Below are 20994 nucleotides of genomic sequence, written 5' to 3' on the forward strand. Positions count from 1 at the left end.
AACTATTTTTAGTTATAAAAAATGGGCGCTCGCATAACGAGCAAACCCATTTCAATTATTTATGTTCATTTTTAGTAGCTGCAACTTCTTCTTTAGCTTGTCCAGAATTCTTCATGTAGTGAAGTATAAATGTTGCTCCAAACGCTATAACTAAAATAATAAAGAACAGCGCATGACTTACTTCAATATGAATGACAGACAGTAGCATTTTTGCTGCAATAATTAAAATTAAAATATATGCTGTCGTCTCCAATTCTGGAATACGCTCTAACAATTTTAAGAATACGCCAGCGATACCGCGCATCATTAAAATACCGAGCATTCCACCTAATAATAAAATCCAAACTTCATTCGATACACCAAATGCAGCAAGTACACTATCTACAGAGAATGCGATATCCATTAATTCAACCATCGCAACCGTTCCCCAGAAAACACCGAACATTCTGAAGAGAATACTGTTTTGGTTCATACCATGGGCTTCCTCTTCTTCTGAAGTGCCTTTTCTTTTATCAATGAAATATTTAATTGACAACCAAGCTAAGTAAAGCGCACCTAACACTTTTACCCAGGCCAATTTAATTAAGAACATTCCGATTCCAATTGCAATAAAACGGAATACATAAGCTCCAATCAGTCCATAGAATAATGCTTTTTTTCGTTTTTCTTCTGGAAGATGTTTTACCATTACCGCTAACACAAGTGCATTGTCAGCAGATAATAAACCTTCAAGTACAACAAGTGTACCTATTAACCCCCAAGATACTGGATCTTGTAACACTTTAATCCACATGTCCAAGTCGAAAAACTGAGCATACGTATCAAGGATTCCTTGCAAAATACTCATCTTACCTTTATCCCCTATTCTTTGCTAGATTTATAGAAAGGTCAAAAAAAGGAAACGAATGTCGTTTCCCTTCTTATGCATCCAAGCCATACGCTTTTACAAGCGCACCTAATCCACCTTGGAATCCACTTCCTACTGCACTAAACTTCCACTGTCCATTATGACGATATAATTCACAAAAGACAACTGCTGTTTCAATGGAGAAATCTTCCCCCAAATCAAAACGAAGAACTTCTTCGTTTGTTTCTTCATTTGCTAAACGAACGAATGCATTTGCAACCTGTCCAAAGTTTTGATTACGGCCTTCTCCATCATAAATTGTAACTGTAATAGCAATTTTATGAACATCTGCTGGAACCTTTTTCAAATCGACAACAAGTTGCTCATCATCACCGTCACCTGCACCTGTACGGTTATCTCCTGTATGTAAAACTGATTCACAAGGAGACTGTAAATTATTATAGAAAATAAAATCAGTTTCCTTCGTACATTTCCCGTTCGCATCTAATAAAAAGGCAGATGCATCTAAATCGAAATCAGATCCACCATCATAAGATTTAATATCCCATCCAAGACCAATTACTGCTCTTGATAAACCTGGGCTTGTTTTAGCTAAATCAATTTTCTGTCCTTTTTGCAATTGAATAACCATATATATTCACCTCTATCTTTTAATTTCAAAAAATATATCCATCAGTAAATACTCGTTTCACTGATGGATATATAAATCTATTACTCTACATCTAAACCAAAGTTATTACATAGAGAACCTAATCCACCTTGGAATCCACTTCCGATTGCATTGAATTTCCATTCACCTGCGTGACGGTATAATTCGCTTACTACTACAGCTGTTTCAATAGAGAAATCTTCTCCTAAATCGTAACGAATTAATTCTGCACTCTTTTCTTCATCCAGAATGCGTACGAAAGAGTTAGAAACTTGTCCGAAGTTTTGGCTACGGCCTTCTCCATCATAAATTGTGATTGTGAAGCAAATACGTTCGATATGTGCAGGAACATTTTTTAAGTCTATTTTAATTGTTTCATCGTCGCCTTCACCTTCACCTGTACGGTTATCTCCTAAATGCTCTACAGCGCCATTCGCACCTTTTGGATTATTATAGAAGACGAAATCCTCTGCTCCTGAAACTTTACCGTTAGCACCTACTAAGAAGATACTAACATCTAAATCGAAATCGTTTTGTCCGTCATAACGATTCGTATCCCAACCAAGTCCTACAAGAACTTTCGAAAGACCTGGATTTGTTTTTGTTAAGTCTACCTTTTGTCCTTTTTTCAATGAAATTGATGCCATATACAATTCCTCCTTGGTTTATTTTATTGGTAACGTGATACAATCTCACTTAAGTTTTTATCTTGTGTTCCTTCTCCAACTGCTGAAAACTTCCATTCGTTTCCATCTCGATACATTTCCCCTGCAATTAAAGTCATTTTGCCAGCGTAATTATCTGACAAGTTATAACGTGCTAATTCTTCACCTGTTTGTGGGTTTTGAATACGAATATATGCATTGCGAATCATCCCGAAATCTTGACGACGATTTACACAGTCATAAATATTTACAACGAATACTAAACGATTAATACGGCTCGGAACTTTATGTAATTCTACGAAAATTGTTTCGTCGTCACCAGCGCCTTCACCTGTTAAATTATCTCCTGAATGAATGATACTACCACAAGTAGAAAGTTTGTTGCCGAAGTAAACTAAATCATTTTTGTTTAAAAAGCGATCCCCTTCTAACATAACAACAGATGCATCACAATCTACACTTGGTTTACTTCCAAATAAAGAAGACAGAAACCCACCTGATTGCCCAATTGGATCCCAGCCTAAGCCAACCTGTAGTTTCGCTACTCTCGGTTGTCCTTTCGTTAAATCAATCTTTTGTCCTTTTTCTAAAATAATAGGCATGAAGTTTCTTCCTTTCTACAAAGCATTTTCCAAATCGGAAAACATTGTATTCTCCTCTTATATTGTAGCATTATTTATCTAATGAGAAAAAGGATAAATTCTCAATTATATGAAAACAGATACTATATTTATTTATACTGATGTAATAAGTGGTAAATAGAACCAATCATTCCTGCACAATTGCCACTTTGCACAAGTTTAATCTCACAATTACTATAAATATCTTGATTTAAGTATGTTCCTATCTCTTCCTTCACTTCATTTAAGAAATCATCTCCTCTTTCAGTAATTCTCCCATCAATATCAAATGCAATATATTCTTTCATCCGTTGCCACTTCCTCTACTGTTATGAGTGTAAATTCTCCATCACTCTACTGTTTTCAAGAAATTTACATTAACTCTTTTCTCCCTTTAGAAATACACCACCTTTTCTATATATAGTTTTTTTTGCATAAAAATCTTTTCCCTATGAAATATTACAAAGGGATGTATTTTAGATGGAACAATAATTTTTTCTTCAGGAGGAAAACAATGACAAAAATCTTCATTTTAGCATCAACACTTTCTTTATCTTTTTTTAGCGGCTTAAATATTGGTAATGCTGCAACTGAAAACTTCAATCCAATAACAAACGCTATTGTACAAAATAACGATAATTTAGCAGAAGGTAATTCAAAAGATAATAATAAACCTCCAGGAAACAATGGTTCTCAGGACGATAGTGGTTCTGGCGGCAGTGGTTCTGGTGGCAATGGTTCTGGTGGCAGTGGTTCTGGCGGCAGTGGTTCTGGCGGCAGTGGTTCTGACGGCAACGGCTCTGGTGGCAGTGGTTCTGGTGGCAACGGTTCTGGCGGCAGTGGTTCTGACGGCAACGGCTCTGGTGGCAGTGGTTCTGGTGGCAACGGTTCTGGCGGCAATGGCTCTGGTGGCAATGGTTCTGGTGGCAGTGGTTCTGGTGACAATGGTTCTGGTGGCAATGGCTCTGGTGGCAATGGTTCTGGTGGCAATGGTTCTGGTGGCAGTGGTTCTGGTGACAATGGTTCTGGCGACAATGGCTCTGGTGGCAATGGCTCTGGTGGCAACGGTTCTGGCGGCAATGGCTCTGGTGGCAGTGGTTCTGGTGACAATGGTTCTGGTGGCAACGGTTCTGGTGGCAATGGTTCTGGTGGCAGTGGTTCTGGTGACAATGGCTCTGGTGGCAACGGTTCTGGTGGCAATGGCTCTGGTGGCAACGGTTCTGGTGGCAGTGGTTCTGGCGGCAACGGCTCTGGTGGCAGTGGTTCTGGCGGCAACGGCTCTGGTGGCAACGGTTCTGGTGGCAGTGGTTCTGGCGGCAGTGGTTCTGGTGACAGTGGTTCTGGTGGCAGTGGTTCTGGTGGCAATGGCTTTGGTGGCAGTGGTTCTGGCGGCAACGGTTCTCAGGGAGGCAACCGTGTTAAAGGCGACAGCAGTTCTCAAGGTGGCAACGGCTCTCAGGGAGGCAACCGCGTTAAAGGTGATAGCGGTTCTCAAAGCGGTAACGGAAAAGATAATTCAGTAAAACAAGGCGATAAGTTACCTAATACTGCAACGCATTATCCTGCATCTATTTTAATTGGTCTTTCAACATTCCTAATCGGTGTGTTACTATTTATTCGTCGTAAAAACGCAAAATAAAAACATCATCCTTCCATCTAAAAAACACATGAAACAAATTATAAAGTGAAACTTTAATCAGTGGGGGTTTTGTTCATCCCCTACTGATTATTAGCCCTCACCAATTGGGCGTTTACGGGCAGCAGGGCTCCCACCTAACTTCTTTGCTCCAGCCGAATTTTGAGGTGGGAGTTTTACTGCCCGCAAATAGCAAGATGAAACTAAAAAGGACCTTGGATTGCATTTCATTATGCAATCCAAAGTCCTTTTTGTCATCTAGCAGAAAGCCTATTAATACGCTTTTCCCCAATAGACCATCTGCTTCGCTTTTTTACTACAGCAAATACATTCGTCAACTAAACTTTCTTGTTCAAACGGAATACAACGTGAAGATACTCCAACTTCTTCTTTTAGTTTTTCTTCACAAGCTAGTTCTCCGCACCACATCGCTTTAATAAAGCCTTGTTTTTCATCAGCTATTTTTTTCATCTCTTCGAAATTCGTCACACTATAAGTACTCTCATCTCTAAATACTTTTGCTTTACTAAATAAAGAATGATGAATCTCCTCAAGTAATGTTGGGATGCGCTCTTCTAATTGATCCATTGCTATAAACTCTTTTTCTTTCGTATCTCGCCTTACAAGTACAACTTGATTCTTTTCAATATCCTTTGGACCAACTTCTAATCTAATTGGAACACCCTTCATTTCATACTCATTAAATTTCCAGCCAGGTGTTTTATTACTAGCATCTATTTTTACTCGCGCAACCTTTTGAATGCGCCCTTGTAACTCTGTTACTTTTTCTAAAACTCCTTCTTTATGCTGAGCAATAGGTACGATAACAACTTGTAATGGTGCGACTTTCGGTGGCATTACAAGTCCGTTATTATCGCTATGAACCATAATAAGTCCACCTATCATTCTTGTCGATACACCCCAAGATGTTTGATGTACGTATTGCCATTTACCATTACGATCTAAAAACTTAATATCAAATGCTTCTGAGAAGTTCGTTCCAAAGTTATGGGATGTTCCTGTTTGAAGTGCTTTTCCATCATGCATTAAACTTTCAATCGTATAAGTTGCCTTCGCTCCTGCAAACTTTTCTTTTTCTGTTTTTTGCCCTTTAATAACCGGAATTGCTAAATACTCTTCACAAAAAGCAGCATATAAATTTAAAATATTTAATGTTTCAATTTGAGATTCTTCTGCCGTTTCATGAATCGTATGACCTTCTTGCCATAAAAATTCAGTTGTACGAAGAAATGGTCTCGTTGTCTTCTCCCAACGAACTACTGAACACCACTGGTTATATAACTTTGGTAAATCATTATATGATTGAACAATTTTTGAAAAATGCTCACAAAATAGAGTTTCAGATGTAGGGCGTATACAAAGTCTTTCCGCCAATTTCTCATCCCCGCCATGAGTAACCCATGCTACTTCAGGAGCAAATCCTTCAACATGATCTTTCTCTTTTTGTAATAAACTCTCTGGAATAAACATTGGCATGTACACATTTTCATGACCAGATTCTTTTAATTTTTCATCCATCACTTTCTGCATATTTTCCCATAATGCATAACCGTATGGACGTAAAATCATACAACCTTTCACACTTGAATAATCAACAAGCTCCGCTTTTTTTACAATATCGGTATACCACTGAGCAAAGTCTTCTTCCATCTTCGTAATGGCTTGTACTTGTTCTTTTACCATAGTCATTCTTCCTCCTTTAGACAATAGAAAAAGCCCGCGTCCCCAAATAGGGACCGAGCTTTGTCGGCGTTACCACCCTGATTCATACACAAAAACAATTGAGTATGCTCTCTTTTTGATAACGGGAATTTCCCGCTGCATATGCAGAACTCAAAGGTAGGTTCCATATCGCCTTTTTAAGAATCTTCCAGCCAAAAGGATTCTCTCTCTGCAAAAAGGTAAGACATGTACTATTCCTTTTTCATCGTTATAACAAAATAAATTTGTTCAATATCATAATATAAATTTCATTTCAAAACAAGAGCCAATTTTCTTATTTTTCTATATTCTTTTCAGTTATTACTGTTTTATACATAACTTTTCCGAACTATTTTTACAAGTTGATGAGTAACCATACCAATTAGTGTACCAATTAAAACGAAGAAACAAATAAATCCGTATCCCATTCCTTCCCATCCACCAATAGCGATCATTGTTACAGGAAAGAAAGCTAAACAAAGAAGTACTAAACTAAGTGCAAATATAATATCAAACTGTTTGTCTGGAAAACGTTTCTTTAGTAAATATGACATAAAAAATACAAGGAGAATTGTAACTCCACCAACGATGTAAAAGATACCAAATCCATCTAACCAATCCATAGTATTCCCTCCTTCCATTCATTCCCTTATACTTATTATATGTTTAATTTTTCTGAAAATAAACAATAGAATTTTATTCAGAAATATATTTTTATTACTAGGTATTAATAGTAATATATAATAATAGGTTTTATATAATCAGGAGGGAAACTTTATGGATAAAGCATTAACAAATCACGTCATTATTTTATCTTTCGACTGCTTATCAGCTTTAGATTTTCCTATATTACAAAAACTACCTAATTTCCAAAATTTAATAAAAATGGGCGCGATTGCGAAAAAAGTGGAGCCGATTTATCCTTCTGTAACATATCCAAGCCACTCAACAATCGTAACCGGTAATTATCCTAATAAACATGGCGTTGTCAGCAATACATTACTTCAACCAGGACGTGAGTCACCAGATTGGCATTGGTATCGAAAGTCCATTAAAGGAACAACTTTATATGATGAAGCACGCAAAGCAAATTTAACGACAGCAGCCCTTCTATGGCCTGTTACTGGAAGAGCAAATATCGATTACAATTTACCAGAAATTTTTCCAAATAGACCGTGGCAAAATCAAATTTTAGTTTCATTATTTAGCGGTAGCCCGCTATATCAATTAGATTTAAATCATCGTTTCGGCCATATACGAAATGGATTGTCACAGCCTGAGCTTGATGATTTCGTCCTTGCTTCTGCCGTACATACAATTCAGACGAAAAAACCTAATGTTATGTTTGTACATTTTACTGATTTAGATACTCAAAGACATTACCATGGCTTCGAGTCCGAGGAAACAGTAGCTGCAATCCATAGACACGACGAACGCCTTGGAAAAATTATTCACGCATTAAAAGAAAGTGGGATATATGAAGAAAGTACAATTATTGCACTTGGCGACCATAGCGCTTTAAGTGAAAACAAAGCAATCCAATTAAATGTCCTATTCCGTCAAAAAGGACTTATATCCGTAAACAAAAATGGAAAGTTACTAGATTGGAAAGCTTATTGCCAAAGCTGTGATGGATCTGCCTACGTACATGTAAAAGATAAAAATGATACTGAAACAATTAAAGAGATTCAACTTCTTCTTGAAGGACTTCTTCAGGATAAACAAAATGGAATTGAATTTATTCTGCACGATGAAGATGCAAAAGAACATGGTGCTGATGGTAATTGCTTATTTATGCTAGAAGCCATGGAAGGTTATTACTTCATTGAAAATTATACAGGTGATTTCATAAAAGAAATTACTAAAAAAGATGTTACTTCTAGTAAGAAATATACATTTGGAACACACGGATATTCCCCAACAAAACCTAACTATGAAACAATTTTTATGGCTGCTGGGAAAGGCATTCAAAGTGGCGTTACAATCCCGTATATGAGACTGATTGATGAAGGTCCCACTATTGCTAGGTTACTCGGTTTGCACTTAGGTGAAACAGACGGAGCAATTGTAGAGGATTTACTTCAATTGTAAAGAACTGTGTATATATGTAAAAGTTATGTAAAAATCATCCCTGTTTCTCTTTTTACAATTTTTATTTTTGTACACTGTTAGTAGAACAAATTTAAGGGGGAACATTATATGAAAAAAATGTCCAGACAAGAAAAAAGCTGGATATTATATGATTGGGCAAACTCGGTATATTCGCTCGTCATTACAACTGCATTATTTCCAATTTACTTTAAAGCAGCTGCAAAAGAAGCTGGACTATCTGGTGCAACTTCAACAGCCTATTGGGGATATGCAAACTCGTTCGCTACACTTTTAATTTCTATACTCGCTCCTATTCTCGGCACAGTTGCTGATTATAAGGGATTTAAAAAACGATTTTTCACATTCTTCTTTGGACTCGGTATCGTATTTACGAGTATGCTAGCAGTTGTTCCAACATCTCAGTGGTACTTATTACTAGGATGCTATATGCTCGCATTAGTCGGCTTTGCTGGAGCAAATATTTTTTATGATGCATTTTTAATAGATGTTACATCTAAAGATAGAATGGACCGAATTTCTACAAGAGGCTTTGCATTAGGTTATATTGGGAGCACAATTCCTTTTATCGGTTGTATTGCTCTTATTATTCTTTCTCAAAAAGGAACTATCCCCTTATCAGTCGGCATTGCTAGTCAAATTTCTTTCGCAATAACAGCTCTTTGGTGGGGACTATTTACAATTCCAATGCTAAAAAACGTAGAGCAAACACACTATATTGAACGCCATCCAAGACCAATTGCAATGAGCTTCAAGCGCCTTGCTAATACTTTTAAAAATATTAAAGAATATAAAACTGTATTTATGTTCCTAATAGCTTACTTTTTCTACATTGACGGGGTAGATACAATTATCACTATGTCTACCGCTTACGGAACAGATCTCGGTATTAGTGCAACCAATCTATTAATCATCTTATTTGTAACACAAATTGTCGCTTGTCCATTCGCTTTATTATATGGAAAACTATCAGAAACATTTACCGGTAAAAAAATGCTATATGTCGGTATTATTATTTATATCATTATTTGCATATATGCTTATTTCTTAAAAACGACACTAGATTTCTGGATTTTAGCAATGTTAGTTGCTACTTCTCAGGGCGGAATTCAAGCACTTAGCCGTTCTTATTTCGCAAAACTAGTACCGAAAGAATCTGCAAATGAATTCTTCGGATTTTATAATATCTTTGGTAAATTCGCAGCAATTATGGGTCCAGTATTAGTAGGTGTCACAACACAATTAACAGGAAAAACGAACGCTGGTGTCCTTAGTATTATTGTCCTATTTATTATCGGCGGATTCTTATTAACTAGAGTACCTGAAAATGATACGTCCGTTACACCACCTAATCCGAAAACTAAAACAATATAAGAAAAAGATCCTCTTCAAACGAGAAGAGGATCTTTCCCTTTATTTTTAACGATAACGTCGTACAATTAAAAACTCTACAGCTTGTACAAAAATAGTTTATCGACAGTTGTTCCTAATACTTCTGCTAACCGGAATGCTAGCGCTAAGCTTGGATCATACTTATTATTCTCAATTGCATTTATCGTCTGTCTTGATACGTTACACTTATCCGCTAATGCACCTTGTGAAATATTATTTTCAGTGCGTAATGCATAGATTTGATTTTTCACATCTTTCTCCTAACCTGTAAAATTATTTTTACAACATCAGTATATAGTTGGGGCATGTCATTGTCAAAAGATTGCCACAAGAAAAGGGAGCAATTATGCTCCCTTACAATAGCTATTTCGAAACTAATCAATTCGTCATTTCCTCTCGATTCACAATATCTTCTTTCTTTATTTGCATACGTAAAACCGGACCTATCGCAAATAAAATAAGTGCCATTGCTATACAAAATACAGTAACTAGTGAGGTCATCTCCTTCAATCCTCCAGCTAGTGAAGTTCCAATTAACATTGCCCCCATGAAAAGTGGTAAAATCGTTCCATTTACTCTGCCAATCATATTTTCTGGTACAAGTTGAATCATAAGCGTACCGACAACGATATTAACACAAGCTAAACAAATACCTGTTCCAAATCTCATGAAACTAGTAATCCAAAATGATGTAGATAACCCTTCTACTAAAAATGATATCGCTAATATGCTCATACCGAATACAAACATCTTTTTCGGATTCACTTTTGAAGCGAAAACTGCAGCAACAATACCACCAATTAACATACCGATTCCATCAGCTGCGGCTAAATATTGAACGGCTTCTTTTTCCATTCCAAGCCGTTCTATTACAAGAAACACTTCTAATGGATTCGTTAGTCCAACAGCTAAGCCCATAATGGTGAAAGTGATCGTAATCATACGTAAATTTTTCGTATGAAGAACGTATTTCCAACCTTCTTTTATATCATTTTTTAATGAACTTCTCGCCAATTGCTCTTGCTCCACCCATTTTGGTAAAAATGAAAGAGCGATAGCAGATAACAAAAATAAAATAATTAAGCTATATAGTGACGTAAATAAACCAAGTTGTGTGTACACAAGCGATCCTACCACTGGTCCAAAAATCATAAATAGCGACTGTAATGTTTGATTAAATGCAATCGCATTTGCTACCTGTTCTTCTTTTACATAGCGTTTAAATATACGCGAAGATGATGGCTGAGAAAACTGACCTACAATCGCGGAAATGAGTGTTGCAAAAAATATAGCCTGCCAATAATCCAGCTTTAACAACAAGACAATTCCTACAATAGACAGTACACTTAATACATCTCCAGCAACCATCGTTCTTTTCGGATTCCAGCGATCAGCTAGCGCCCCACCGATAAACGAGAAAATAAAAATAGGTGCATATTCCATAACCGATAACAAAGAAACTGAAACTGGATCATTATTCGTTCGCTCCATTATGAAATACAAAAGAGCCATATTTCTGATCCAAATTGCAAATTGTTGTAAAATATCAGATGCCATAACGAGCATAAATGCTCGGTTTTTAAATAAAGCGTTCATTTTCATTCCCCTTTCATAAACCGACCGTTCGGTCTAATTTATTTTGTAAGAAAAGCAACTGACCTATTATTCAGCTGCCATTCCTTTTAACAATACATCTATTGCCTTTTTATAAATACGTTTCAGCTCTTTATAATCTAACTCGTAGTAAAGTACTCCAAGCCCCGATAATAATCCATTCACAATATACATAAGATCACGCGTATCATCTTCTTGAAACTCTCCAGACTGTATACCTGCTTCAATTAATTTCTCAACCATAACATATGATTCTCTAGTTAAAGCTAACAGTTCATCCAGAATTTCTTTACTTACAACTTGGCTCATAGAGAATTCCTCTATTGCATTTGAAATGGGTTGCTGTATGTCCTCTACATAATATTCCGCGAGACCATATAGTTTTTCAGTACTAGTACTATACAACTTCTCTTTTTCATTCCATTTTTCAAGCCAATCATACGTATGCTGTTTCACTACAAATAAAAATAATTCTTCTTTACTTTTAAAGTGATAATAAATGCTTCCTTTACTTCTCTCTGTAATTTCACAAATCTCTTCCATAGATGTAGCTGCATAGCCCTTCTGTGAAAACAGACTTTCTGCTTTATAGGCAATTTCTTTCTTTATCTCTTCTGCGCTTCTTCTCATATTCACACCTCTTTAAACCGACCGTTCAGTCTAATAATAACAAATAAAAAACCTCTATCGCAAGAGGCTATACTCCTTATTTAAGAAAACGTACTTTCAAACCACATTCGAATCATATGTATTATTCCAAATTTAAATCCTAATTTAGTAAGAAATACGGTTCCCTTTTCATTTCCCCTAGCATGTTAAAAATATTTAATCAAACGTTTGTTTAAAAAGAAATACGCCCCCTATAAGGCGTATTCTCATCAATCACCGCCGCCTCCACCACCGCAGCTACCTCCACTATCTCCACCAAAAGAACCTCCGCAATCATGTGAACCTCCATCGTGCGAGCTATCATTATCCGATCCAGCAAAGAAAAATAATGGTGATGAGCTGTTGGATGAATTATGAATGTTATTTTGTTTTGTAAGATTTACCTTCTTTTTGTTTGATCGAACTGCTGTTACGATCGTTCCAACTACAACAAATAATAGTATGACAATAATAAATTCCATATAAAAGCCTCCCTTAATCTTCGAATAATTGAATGGTTCTCTCTAAATTTTCAAGTGAAATGAAGCGCGATTCACGAAGGATCTCTTTTCCATTATAAAATAATAAAACTGTTGGCCCTGTAAATACTGCATATCGCCCCGCAACCTCTTGCATGTCTTGTAGTAATATTTCTACTTTCTCTACGTAATCATAATTCTCTAATACGCAATTTACTTTTCTTAACATAACATCACAAACACCACAATTTTCCGTTTTAATAAACAGCAGTACTAATTGTTGTCCTTCAATATATGTCGCTAATTCTTCTATCGTTTCAAATGTATTCATCTTATCCCTCTTAGCGTAATTTACGAAATACTTTACCCTGATACATACGAAAAGCTGAACTATCTTTAATCTTTCTCTTTTCCATTACCTGCTGAAAACGCAGCGTTTTTGCTGTTAACTCTTCTTGTAATTCTTTTCTCTCTACTTCATCATAACAGCACGCAATTAAGTCTTCTATTTTTAATATATCTTTTTGTAGTTCCATTTCTGGTGGAATCATACCTGCATTTTTCAAGATTTTATAACTCATTCTAAGTTCTGGAGTTACCATTGAAAGGTCTTCTAATTGTAGTGGTTTTCCTTTCCCCGGAATATGATCGAGATCACCATTCCGTATTGCTTGTCGAATTTTTTCTTCAGCAATGCTCAAAAAGACATCCACACCATTCGCTCCTTTACATATTTTTACTATTATTTTACATGATATTTTCTCATCTTGCTACGCTATTACAAATTGACTTTATACAATTTTTTCTCAAATTTAATTACAAGGAGCCTTTTCCTCCCTAATCAATATTTTATTTTCATGTGTAGTCTGTATTAGAGCCATTTAATATTGAGAAAATCTTTGTGAATCAAATAAAGCGTTTACACCAAATCTTGCATTTGCTACGATTTAATCACCCCCAGCTCCCTTGTATAGACTTCGTGATGTCTGATCATTTTTATCTAGACGTTTCATACGTCTAGATTCACTTTGGTTTATTGGCGCATGCCTTTAAATATATCTTTTATTTTGAAAGGAGAAATGACTATGAGATCAAAAAAATTCACGCTGCTATTACTATCCCTACTACTTTTCTTACCTCTTTTTCTCACAAACTTTATTACTCCAAATTTCGCATTAGCAGATTCACCAAAGCAAGGTCAAAAAATTGTAGGGTATTTTCCTTCATGGGGCGTTTACGGACGTAATTATCAAGTTGCAGACATTGATGCATCAAAGCTAACTCATTTAAACTATGCTTTCGCTGATATTTGCTGGAATGGAAAACATGGAAACCCTTCTACTCACCCCGATAATCCAAATAAACAAACGTGGAACTGTAAAGAATCTGGTGTACCACTGCAAAATAAAGAGGTCCCTAATGGCACTCTCGTACTCGGTGAACCATGGGCTGATGTCACAAAATCTTATCCCGGATCGGGTACAACTTGGGAAGATTGTGATAAATATGCCCGCTGTGGAAATTTCGGAGAACTGAAACGATTAAAAGCTAAGTATCCTCACTTAAAAACAATTATTTCAGTTGGTGGCTGGACTTGGTCTAACCGCTTTTCTGATATGGCCGCTGATGAAAAAACAAGAAAAGTATTCGTTGAATCTACAGTAGCTTTTCTTCGCGAATATGGATTTGACGGCGTTGATTTAGACTGGGAATACCCGGGTGTTGAAACGATTCCTGGTGGTAGTTATCGTCCTGAAGATAAACAAAACTTCACCCTTCTCCTTCAAGATGTTCGAAATGCATTAACGAAAGCTGGTGCAGAAGATGGTAAACAATATTTACTAACAATCGCGTCAGGTGCAAGCCAACGTTATGCGGATCATACAGAGCTAAAGAAGATTTCTCAAATACTGGATTGGATTAATATTATGACATACGATTTCCACGGTGGATGGGAAGCTACTTCTAACCATAATGCTGCACTATACAAAGATCCAAATGACCCCGCAGCGGATACGAAATTTTACGTAGATGGTGCGATAGACATTTATACAAATGAAGGGGTTCCAGCGGATAAACTCGTATTAGGTGTACCTTTTTACGGACGTGGATGGAAAAGTTGCGGAAAAGAAAATAATGGGCAATACCAACCTTGTAAACCAGGTAGTGACGGAAAGCTCGCTTCTAAAGGTACTTGGGATGATTATTCTACCGGTGACACAGGTGTGTACGATTATGGTGATTTAGCAGCTAATTATGTGAATAAAAATGGTTTTGTTCGCGGATGGAACGATGTAGCGAAAGTACCTTATTTATATAATGCGACTACAGGCACGTTTATTAGCTATGATGACAACGAATCTATGAAATATAAAACAGACTATATAAAGACAAAAGGTTTAAGTGGCGCAATGTTTTGGGAACTAAGCGGGGATTGCCGTACAAGTCCAAAATATAGTTGTAGTGGACCAAAATTACTTGATACGTTAGTAAAAGAATTACTTGGTGGACCTATTACTCAAAAAGATACTGAATCACCAACAAATGTAAAAAACATTTCTGTTACAAATAAAAATTCAAACTCAGTTCAATTAAACTGGACTGCATCTACTGATAACGTAGGAGTTACGGAATATGAAATTACTGCCGGCGAAGAGAAATGGAGTACAACAACAAATAGCATTACAATTAAAAACTTGAAACCTAATACAGAATACACATTTTCAGTATTAGCAAAAGATGCTGCTGGTAACAAATCACAACCTACTTCTATTCTTATAAAAACAGATGATGCTAACACAACACCTCCTGGTGGAAATGGCAATGCTACCTTTTCAGTCACTTCAAATTGGGGAAGTGGTTACAACTTCTCAATTATAATTAAAAATAGCGGAACGACCCCTATTAAAAACTGGAAATTAGAATTTGATTATAACGGCAATTTAACACAAGTTTGGGATTCTAAAATTAGTAGTAAAATAAATAATCATTACGTAATTACGAATGCAGGATGGAATGGTGAAATTCCTCCTGGTGGATCAGTTACAATCGGAGGGGCAGGAACAGGCAATCCCGCCGAACTTGTAAATGCATCCATTAACGAAAACTAAACGTAACCTCCATTAATTATTTCACTAAAGTTTGAATTTAGGTTTGAGTGCTCTATCCTAAATTCAAACTTTTAATTTTATGAAAAATCACAATTTATATTATAATAACCTATTATAATTATATTTAGTTTCTAATATGAAGTTCGCGTGAAGTTCATCTGAATTTTACATGAATTTCCTTTAAGTTCTATTGTCTTCCCATACTAATCACATTATCCTTTACATATAGGAATCATTTCCATTCCATTTCAAACTATCTATATATATAAAAAAGATAGTAGCCTATTAGGGAAAGGCATCTAGTATTATTATAAATATAACCAAATAAAAAGAACTCTTATGGTGCGCTTATAAGCGCACCATAAGAGTTCTTTTTCATACAATTCTCATTTGAGAGTTCTCGAAAATCATGTTAATCACAAAGAAAAGGCATTAGCTCATAAAAGCTAATGCCTTTTCTTTGTGATTATTTTTAAACGTTCCATTCTTCAATATTCCATACTTTTGTTATCCACGTTTTATAGAAAGAGGGCTCATGTGAAACAATTAAAACTGTACCTTTATATTGTTTTAACGATTCCTGTAAAGCCGTCTTAGTCTCTGTATCCAAATGGTTAGTTGGTTCATCTAAAATTAAAACATTGCTTTTAGTTACGATAAGTTCGCATAATCGTACTTTTGTTTGTTCTCCTCCACTTAATAACTGAATAGGTTTTAATACATGTTCTTCTTTCAATCCACACTTTGCTAATACTTGTCGGATTTCTTTTCTTGTCATGTCTGGTCTTCCTGCCCATACTCTCTCTAGTGCAGTTATTTCTGAGGAAAATTCCTCTTGTACAAAATAAGCGGGTTTTACTCGTTCCCCAACAGAAACTGAACCGCTTAACGGTTTTATTTGTCCTAGTAATGTTTTTAACATTGTTGTTTTTCCAATCCCATTATGACCAATAATTGCAATCTTTTCCCCTTTTCTCACTTGAAAATCCAATTCTGGAAATAACGGTTCACCATAACCAATTTTCAGTTTCTCTACCTGTAATATACGACTCACAGGCTCAGTATAAACATTAAAATCAAAACGGGCACGAGATACATCGTTGACCTTTTCAACCTTTTGCATTTTCTCTAATACTTTTTCACGACTTTTCGCTTGTTTCGCTTTACGAATTTTATTTTTTTGAATAAAACTCTCTAAATGTGCAATTTCCTTTTGCTGTTTCGTATATGCTGCTCGTAATTGTTTCTTTTGCAGTTCATAATTACGCAGAAAACTATTGTAATCACCTACATAGCGATTAATTGCGCGCTCCTCTAGATGATAAATAACATTCGTAATATTGTTCAAAAATATTTCATCGTGCGAAATGATAATATAAGCTTTTTCATACATTTGTAAATATGATTGCAACCATTCTATATGCACTGTATCTAAATAGTTTGTTGGCTCATCTAATAATAAAACATCCGCTTTTTCTAAAAGGAGTTTCCCAAGTAACAACTTTGTCCGTTGACCACCACTTAACTTTGAAACATCCTTTTCCATTCCTACTTCAAACAAGCCTAAGCCGGTTGCTACTTCTTCAATTTCTGTATGAATTTGATAAAAATTAGAATTCTCCAATATAGTTTGTAACTCTCCATACCTTACTAACAATTTTCCTACTTCTCCTGCTCCAGCCATCTCTTCTGTAAGTTTTAACATGTCACGTTCCAACTCATACAGATTAGAAAACGCACTTTTCAAATATTCTTCAATTGTTATACCTTCTTGCAAATCTATATGTTGTTGTAAAAAGCCAATCTTCACATGTGGAAACCATTCAATTTTCCCATCATCATGTATAAGTTCTCCTGTTAACAAGCGTAATAATGTTGATTTTCCAATTCCATTTTTCCCTACTAGCCCAACATGTTCACCCTTTAATAATCGAAAGCACGTATTATATAAAATGGTTTTCTCACCATATGAATGACTTACATTTTCTACTGTTAATATACTCATTTTTTCTCTCTCCTTTTCTTATGATCCATAAGCTAAATAGAGAGAACAACAGTATAAAGCCTTATTTAGTTATACATATAAAAAATGGGTAAGGTGAATACACCTTACCCATTACATATTATCGTAAGAAAGGATTAAGGTTCTTTACCTGCTGTCTTCAATTTAGCTTATTTGTTAAAAATGGGCAGACTTCTCCCATATCAAGCTAAAACCATTTGAAGAACAGTTGATAAAGTCATTTTATCCTTTCACTCCTTTAACATTTGTTATATTAAGAGTATAAACTACTCTCTTATATTCTATTCTCTATTTTTTCTTTTGTTCCTTCTTCCAATTTATCCGATGTCAATGAATCCACTATTTCCCCTATAGATTTCATCTTTTTCCCCCTATATAAAAAAGCCTCTTAACAGCAATTATACCAAAAACTGTTAAAAGACTTTTTCTATTTTTTCATGTAAGGAGCCAATACTCTTAAAATTTCTTCCTTATCCTTCTTTAACTCAAGAGATGTTAACATATCCATCGTTCGCGGCCTAGGTAATTCCACTTGTACCTCGCCAACTATTGATGCTGGTCTTTGAGATAAAATAAATACGCGATCAGAAAGTAAAATTGCCTCATCTAAGTCATGTGTAACCATAACAATTGTCTGCTTTTCTTGATGCCAAGAATTTAAAAGCCAACTGTGTACTTCCATTTTTGTAAATGCATCTAATTTTCCAAAAGGCTCATCCAGCAGCATAATTGGCTTTTCACATAAATATGTGCGAAGGAAACTAATTCTTTGACGCATTCCACCTGATAACTCATCTGGATAATGGTCCGCATATTCATCTAGCTCAAACTGCTTTAATGCTTCCATTCCTTCTGTCAGCCTTTGTTTTTTAGGCTTCCCTTCAATTTCCAATGGAAGAACGATATTTTGCAAAGCCGATCGCCACGGTAGTAATAAATCTTGTTGCGGCATATAACTAACAACATCTTGTTTTTTTACATACTCCTCGTTATAAAACACTTCTCCGCTCGTTGGCTCTTCAACACTCGCGATCATATTTAACAAAGTGCTTTTTCCACAACCACTTGGACCTACAAAAGAGACGAATTCTCCCTCTTGTATAGAAGCACTAATATTTGCTAATACATTCTTTCCATCGAAAGCTTTTACAATATCTTTTATTTGTAATCCACTCATTTTTCACTTGGAAGGAATTCATTTGTAAAGGCATCTTTTACATCGATTTTCTTTTTAATAACTTTGTTGTCATATAAGAAATTCATGTAATTTGTCCAAATCTCTTCCTTCTGTACTCCCCACGCTTTTGCATCATCTTGATACTTTGTACTTAACCACTTTTGGCTTTCTTGTACTAATTCTTTATTCACATCTGGAACAGCTTTAATTAAAATATCCGCAGCTTTTTTCGGTTCTTTAATTGCAAAATCATAACCTTCTGTCGTTGCCGTCATAAATTTTTTCACAAAATCTTTATCTTGCTTCGTATGTTTTTCACTTGTAATAATAACAGGACTATAGAAATCAAGCGCTGGATCTAAGTCTTTCACCATAATTGTATTTAACTCTTTTCCTTGACGCTTCGCTTCAATTCCATCCCATCCATAATAAATCCATTCAAAGTCTGCATCACGACCGATTGATTTAAAGAAATCTGTTTGTCCAAGAATAATTTTTTCAACTTTATTAAAATCAGCTTGATGTTTCTCCATAATCGTCTTTAACGTCGCTTCTTCTGCTGGTCCCCCCCAGCCGCCGTAACGTTTACCTTCAAAATCTTTTGGTGACGTCATATTATCTTTTTTAAGTGATGCAAAAGCTGAAGTGTTATGCTGGATAATCGCTCCTACAGATACAACAGGAATACCTTCAACACGAGCTAACGTTACATTTTCTTGTGCACTTATTGCAAAATCAGCTTTTCCTGAAGCTATCATTTGTTCCGCTGTAACATTATCACCTGGTTGAATAATTTCTACATCTAATCCTTGTTTTTTATAATAATCTTTCGTCTTCGCTACGTATAAACCAGTATGGTTTGTATTAGGGAACCAATCTAAAACGACTTTCACTTTCTTTTCTTTGCTTGTATTCTCTTCTTTCTTCGCCGTATTACATCCGGCAACACCAACTGCTAATAATGCAGCTAACATAATTTTTAAACCTTTTTTCATTTTCTGCCGCCCTTTCTGTATATCCATGGTGCTGTTATTCTTGCCATAAATTCAACAATAAAGTATAGAAATAGTGTCACCATGACGATAATCGCTGCAACACCAAATACCCGGGCCGTTAAAAAGGATTTCGTTGCTCTTGTAAGCATAACTCCTAATCCTTCGCTAGCACCAAGCCATTCCCCAATAATCGCTCCCATCACACTATATGTAACAGCTATTTTTAAACCTGAGAAAAAGTACGGGAGCACTGCTGGAAATTTTACTTTCTGATAAATTTGCCACTTTGTGGCCTTCATCGTTTGTAACAACTTCAGCATATTTTTATCTACCGTTTGGAACCCTTCTAAAATACTAAGTGCAATTGGGAAGAAACAAACAAGAATAACAACCATTACTTTTGGCAACATTCCGTATCCAAACCAAATAATAAATAATGGTGCAAGCACAACGATTGGAATTGTTTGCGAAATAACGAGCAACGGATTCAGTAAAATCCGAAATAAAGGGATGACATCCATAATGATAGCAATACTCGTCCCAAGTAAAATTGCAAAAAATAACCCAATTATTACTTCCTGTAACGTTTGCACTGTATTCGGTAATAGTAAATCTTTCATTCCAATTAACTCTTGCACAATTGCAGACGGCTTCGGTAAAATCCACGGCTCAATTTTAAATAATGAAACAGATCCTTCCCATATAGCAATGAGAAGGATAAGCCAAATTGTTGTGATTATTTTAGATCGCTTCTGGTTTTGCATATTCATCACGGTACTTCCAAACTTTTTCGTCAATCGTTACGCCCGTACTTGGACGATAGTGAATTTTAATAGAAGTGATTACTTCTTCTGCTCCAGCATCGACGCAAGCTTGTTGCGCGCGTTTAATGACGTCAAGAAGTACATCTAATTCTCCTTCCAACGTTGTTTCCATTGCCCCTACTTCATAACGAACTCCCGACTGTTGTACAACTTCAATTGCTTTATCAACAACGGAATACACATCTTTGTTCTTCGCTTGTGGTACTACTGAAAATGAAATTGTAACTTGTTGTGACATAATAAAATCCCCCTTACAAAATATGGTTTCAAAAAAAGAAAAGGCTTTCCTACCATGTAGGAAAGCCTTGTATACAAGTTATTATAGAATAACTTATGCTACATCACTTTAAAGTAACTCCCTACGCTGGCATTATCCAGATCAGGTTGAGGGTCGATGTATACTTACATCCTCTCAGCCAATTGGCTCCCCGGTTCTTAATTCGTTTTCATTGTAGCATGATTT

General features: G+C 35.8%; 21 protein-coding genes, 2 pseudogenes, 1 riboswitch and 1 other annotated feature. Of the genes and pseudogenes, 4 read left to right on the forward strand and 19 right to left on the reverse strand.

The window, feature by feature from the left end; genetic code table 11:
• Nucleotides 1-55: 55 nt before the first annotated feature.
• From MKX77_RS21880 to MKX77_RS21900, 5 genes and pseudogenes are all read right to left on the reverse strand, one after another.
• Nucleotides 56-847, reverse strand: coding sequence for a TerC family protein (locus tag MKX77_RS21880; protein WP_341307784.1), 792 nt, complete (start codon nucleotides 845-847; stop codon nucleotides 56-58).
• A 73-nt stretch (nucleotides 848-920) separates the two neighbouring features.
• A complete protein-coding gene (locus MKX77_RS21885; protein WP_002091197.1) occupies nucleotides 921-1499 on the reverse strand; it encodes a TerD family protein in 579 nt (192 codons plus the stop codon).
• A gap of 80 nt (nucleotides 1500-1579) precedes the next feature.
• Nucleotides 1580-2164 (reverse strand): TerD family protein, encoded by a 585-nt coding sequence (locus MKX77_RS21890; protein WP_215555121.1) that lies wholly within the window; start codon nucleotides 2162-2164, stop codon nucleotides 1580-1582.
• Nucleotides 2165-2187: 23 nt separating this feature from the next.
• A complete protein-coding gene (locus MKX77_RS21895; RefSeq protein ID WP_002029589.1) occupies nucleotides 2188-2784 on the reverse strand; it encodes a TerD family protein in 597 nt (198 codons plus the stop codon).
• A gap of 128 nt (nucleotides 2785-2912) precedes the next feature.
• Nucleotides 2913-3086, reverse strand: a pseudogene (locus MKX77_RS21900) (ROK family protein); the annotation flags it as partial.
• 230 nt (nucleotides 3087-3316) lie between these two features.
• Between MKX77_RS21900 and MKX77_RS21905 the strand changes: the two are divergent.
• Nucleotides 3317-4441, forward strand: a complete 1125-nt coding sequence (locus MKX77_RS21905) for an LPXTG cell wall anchor domain-containing protein (RefSeq protein WP_341307785.1) — start codon at nucleotides 3317-3319, stop codon at nucleotides 4439-4441.
• Between the two features lie 270 nt (nucleotides 4442-4711).
• Here MKX77_RS21905 and proS read toward each other — a convergent pair whose 3' ends face one another.
• A complete protein-coding gene (proS, locus tag MKX77_RS21910; protein WP_341307786.1) occupies nucleotides 4712-6142 on the reverse strand; it encodes a proline--tRNA ligase in 1431 nt (476 codons plus the stop codon).
• 45 nt (nucleotides 6143-6187) lie between these two features.
• Nucleotides 6188-6396, reverse strand: a binding site (T-box leader).
• A 93-nt stretch (nucleotides 6397-6489) separates the two neighbouring features.
• Nucleotides 6490-6783, reverse strand: coding sequence for a YesK-like family protein (locus MKX77_RS21915; RefSeq protein WP_341307787.1), 294 nt, complete (start codon nucleotides 6781-6783; stop codon nucleotides 6490-6492).
• A gap of 154 nt (nucleotides 6784-6937) precedes the next feature.
• Here MKX77_RS21915 and MKX77_RS21920 point away from each other — a divergent pair, with 154 nt between their 5' ends.
• Both MKX77_RS21920 and MKX77_RS21925 read left to right on the forward strand, forming a co-directional pair.
• A complete protein-coding gene (locus MKX77_RS21920; RefSeq protein ID WP_215555117.1) occupies nucleotides 6938-8251 on the forward strand; it encodes an alkaline phosphatase family protein in 1314 nt (437 codons plus the stop codon).
• A gap of 108 nt (nucleotides 8252-8359) precedes the next feature.
• Nucleotides 8360-9643: an MFS transporter gene (locus MKX77_RS21925; protein ID WP_215555116.1), complete on the forward strand. Its 1284-nt coding sequence runs from the start codon at nucleotides 8360-8362 to the stop codon at nucleotides 9641-9643.
• Between the two features lie 74 nt (nucleotides 9644-9717).
• Here the strand turns inward: MKX77_RS21925 and MKX77_RS21930 are convergent, their stop codons facing one another.
• The 7 genes and pseudogenes from MKX77_RS21930 to MKX77_RS21960 all read right to left on the reverse strand — a co-directional run bounded on the left by MKX77_RS21930 (nucleotide 9718) and on the right by MKX77_RS21960 (nucleotide 13115).
• On the reverse strand, nucleotides 9718-9912 hold the full coding sequence (locus MKX77_RS21930) for a helix-turn-helix transcriptional regulator (protein WP_215555115.1): 195 nt from the start codon (nucleotides 9910-9912) through the stop codon (nucleotides 9718-9720).
• A gap of 127 nt (nucleotides 9913-10039) precedes the next feature.
• Entirely contained in the window at nucleotides 10040-11257 is a 1218-nt protein-coding gene (locus MKX77_RS21935; protein ID WP_341307788.1) for an MFS transporter, read from the reverse strand.
• A gap of 66 nt (nucleotides 11258-11323) precedes the next feature.
• A complete protein-coding gene (locus tag MKX77_RS21940; protein WP_002124986.1) occupies nucleotides 11324-11905 on the reverse strand; it encodes a TetR/AcrR family transcriptional regulator in 582 nt (193 codons plus the stop codon).
• Between the two features lie 80 nt (nucleotides 11906-11985).
• Nucleotides 11986-12069, reverse strand: a pseudogene (locus MKX77_RS21945) (histidine kinase); the annotation flags it as partial.
• A gap of 84 nt (nucleotides 12070-12153) precedes the next feature.
• Nucleotides 12154-12405 (reverse strand): hypothetical protein, encoded by a 252-nt coding sequence (locus MKX77_RS21950; RefSeq protein WP_000394370.1) that lies wholly within the window; start codon nucleotides 12403-12405, stop codon nucleotides 12154-12156.
• Between the two features lie 13 nt (nucleotides 12406-12418).
• Complete coding sequence (locus MKX77_RS21955) at nucleotides 12419-12733, reverse strand: thioredoxin family protein (RefSeq protein WP_341307789.1); 315 nt, start codon at nucleotides 12731-12733, stop codon at nucleotides 12419-12421.
• A 10-nt stretch (nucleotides 12734-12743) separates the two neighbouring features.
• Complete coding sequence (locus tag MKX77_RS21960; RefSeq protein ID WP_341307790.1) at nucleotides 12744-13115, reverse strand: DnaJ family domain-containing protein; 372 nt, start codon at nucleotides 13113-13115, stop codon at nucleotides 12744-12746.
• Nucleotides 13116-13487: 372 nt separating this feature from the next.
• Here MKX77_RS21960 and MKX77_RS21965 point away from each other — a divergent pair, with 372 nt between their 5' ends.
• Nucleotides 13488-15512: a glycosyl hydrolase family 18 protein gene (locus tag MKX77_RS21965; RefSeq protein ID WP_341307791.1), complete on the forward strand. Its 2025-nt coding sequence runs from the start codon at nucleotides 13488-13490 to the stop codon at nucleotides 15510-15512.
• A gap of 472 nt (nucleotides 15513-15984) precedes the next feature.
• On the opposite strand, the gene MKX77_RS21970 is transcribed toward MKX77_RS21965, so the two are convergent.
• From MKX77_RS21970 to MKX77_RS21990, 5 genes are all read right to left on the reverse strand, one after another.
• Nucleotides 15985-17517 (reverse strand): ABC-F family ATP-binding cassette domain-containing protein, encoded by a 1533-nt coding sequence (locus MKX77_RS21970; protein WP_341307792.1) that lies wholly within the window; start codon nucleotides 17515-17517, stop codon nucleotides 15985-15987.
• A gap of 445 nt (nucleotides 17518-17962) precedes the next feature.
• Nucleotides 17963-18712: an ABC transporter ATP-binding protein gene (locus MKX77_RS21975; protein WP_002139487.1), complete on the reverse strand. Its 750-nt coding sequence runs from the start codon at nucleotides 18710-18712 to the stop codon at nucleotides 17963-17965.
• Nucleotides 18709-19707: an ABC transporter substrate-binding protein gene (locus MKX77_RS21980; protein ID WP_341307793.1), complete on the reverse strand. Its 999-nt coding sequence runs from the start codon at nucleotides 19705-19707 to the stop codon at nucleotides 18709-18711. Before MKX77_RS21980 ends, MKX77_RS21975 begins: the two co-directional genes overlap by 4 nt.
• Nucleotides 19704-20477, reverse strand: a complete 774-nt coding sequence (locus MKX77_RS21985; RefSeq protein ID WP_341307794.1) for an ABC transporter permease — start codon at nucleotides 20475-20477, stop codon at nucleotides 19704-19706. The genes MKX77_RS21980 and MKX77_RS21985 overlap by 4 nt, the downstream gene beginning before the upstream one ends.
• Complete coding sequence (locus MKX77_RS21990) at nucleotides 20449-20769, reverse strand: MTH1187 family thiamine-binding protein (protein WP_000082898.1); 321 nt, start codon at nucleotides 20767-20769, stop codon at nucleotides 20449-20451. The genes MKX77_RS21985 and MKX77_RS21990 overlap by 29 nt, the downstream gene beginning before the upstream one ends.
• 101 nt (nucleotides 20770-20870) lie before the next feature.
• Nucleotides 20871-20972: riboswitch (TPP riboswitch) on the reverse strand.
• Nucleotides 20973-20994: the final 22 nt, after the last annotated feature.

Source organism: Bacillus sp. FSL R9-9410 (assembly GCF_038050385.1).
Classification (GTDB): Bacteria; Bacillota; Bacilli; order Bacillales; family Bacillaceae_G; genus Bacillus_A; species Bacillus_A cereus_U.

Coding starts and splice junctions, on each gene's coding strand:
- MKX77_RS21880 (WP_341307784.1), bottom strand. CDS start 847: ATGAGTATTTTGCAAGGAATCCTTGATACGTATGCTCAGTTTTTCGAC.
- MKX77_RS21885 (WP_002091197.1), bottom strand. CDS start 1,499: ATGGTTATTCAATTGCAAAAAGGACAGAAAATTGATTTAGCTAAAACA.
- MKX77_RS21890 (WP_215555121.1), bottom strand. CDS start 2,164: ATGGCATCAATTTCATTGAAAAAAGGACAAAAGGTAGACTTAACAAAA.
- MKX77_RS21895 (WP_002029589.1), bottom strand. CDS start 2,784: ATGCCTATTATTTTAGAAAAAGGACAAAAGATTGATTTAACGAAAGGA.
- MKX77_RS21905 (WP_341307785.1), top strand. CDS start 3,317: ATGACAAAAATCTTCATTTTAGCATCAACACTTTCTTTATCTTTTTTT.
- proS (WP_341307786.1), bottom strand. CDS start 6,142: ATGGTAAAAGAACAAGTACAAGCCATTACGAAGATGGAAGAAGACTTT.
- MKX77_RS21915 (WP_341307787.1), bottom strand. CDS start 6,783: ATGGATTGGTTAGATGGATTTGGTATCTTTTACATCGTTGGTGGAGTT.
- MKX77_RS21920 (WP_215555117.1), top strand. CDS start 6,938: ATGGATAAAGCATTAACAAATCACGTCATTATTTTATCTTTCGACTGC.
- MKX77_RS21925 (WP_215555116.1), top strand. CDS start 8,360: ATGAAAAAAATGTCCAGACAAGAAAAAAGCTGGATATTATATGATTGG.
- MKX77_RS21935 (WP_341307788.1), bottom strand. CDS start 11,257: ATGAACGCTTTATTTAAAAACCGAGCATTTATGCTCGTTATGGCATCT.
- MKX77_RS21940 (WP_002124986.1), bottom strand. CDS start 11,905: ATGAGAAGAAGCGCAGAAGAGATAAAGAAAGAAATTGCCTATAAAGCA.
- MKX77_RS21950 (WP_000394370.1), bottom strand. CDS start 12,405: ATGGAATTTATTATTGTCATACTATTATTTGTTGTAGTTGGAACGATC.
- MKX77_RS21955 (WP_341307789.1), bottom strand. CDS start 12,733: ATGAATACATTTGAAACGATAGAAGAATTAGCGACATATATTGAAGGA.
- MKX77_RS21965 (WP_341307791.1), top strand. CDS start 13,488: ATGAGATCAAAAAAATTCACGCTGCTATTACTATCCCTACTACTTTTC.
- MKX77_RS21970 (WP_341307792.1), bottom strand. CDS start 17,517: ATGAGTATATTAACAGTAGAAAATGTAAGTCATTCATATGGTGAGAAA.
- MKX77_RS21975 (WP_002139487.1), bottom strand. CDS start 18,712: ATGAGTGGATTACAAATAAAAGATATTGTAAAAGCTTTCGATGGAAAG.
- MKX77_RS21980 (WP_341307793.1), bottom strand. CDS start 19,707: ATGAAAAAAGGTTTAAAAATTATGTTAGCTGCATTATTAGCAGTTGGT.
- MKX77_RS21985 (WP_341307794.1), bottom strand. CDS start 20,477: ATGAATATGCAAAACCAGAAGCGATCTAAAATAATCACAACAATTTGG.
- MKX77_RS21990 (WP_000082898.1), bottom strand. CDS start 20,769: ATGTCACAACAAGTTACAATTTCATTTTCAGTAGTACCACAAGCGAAG.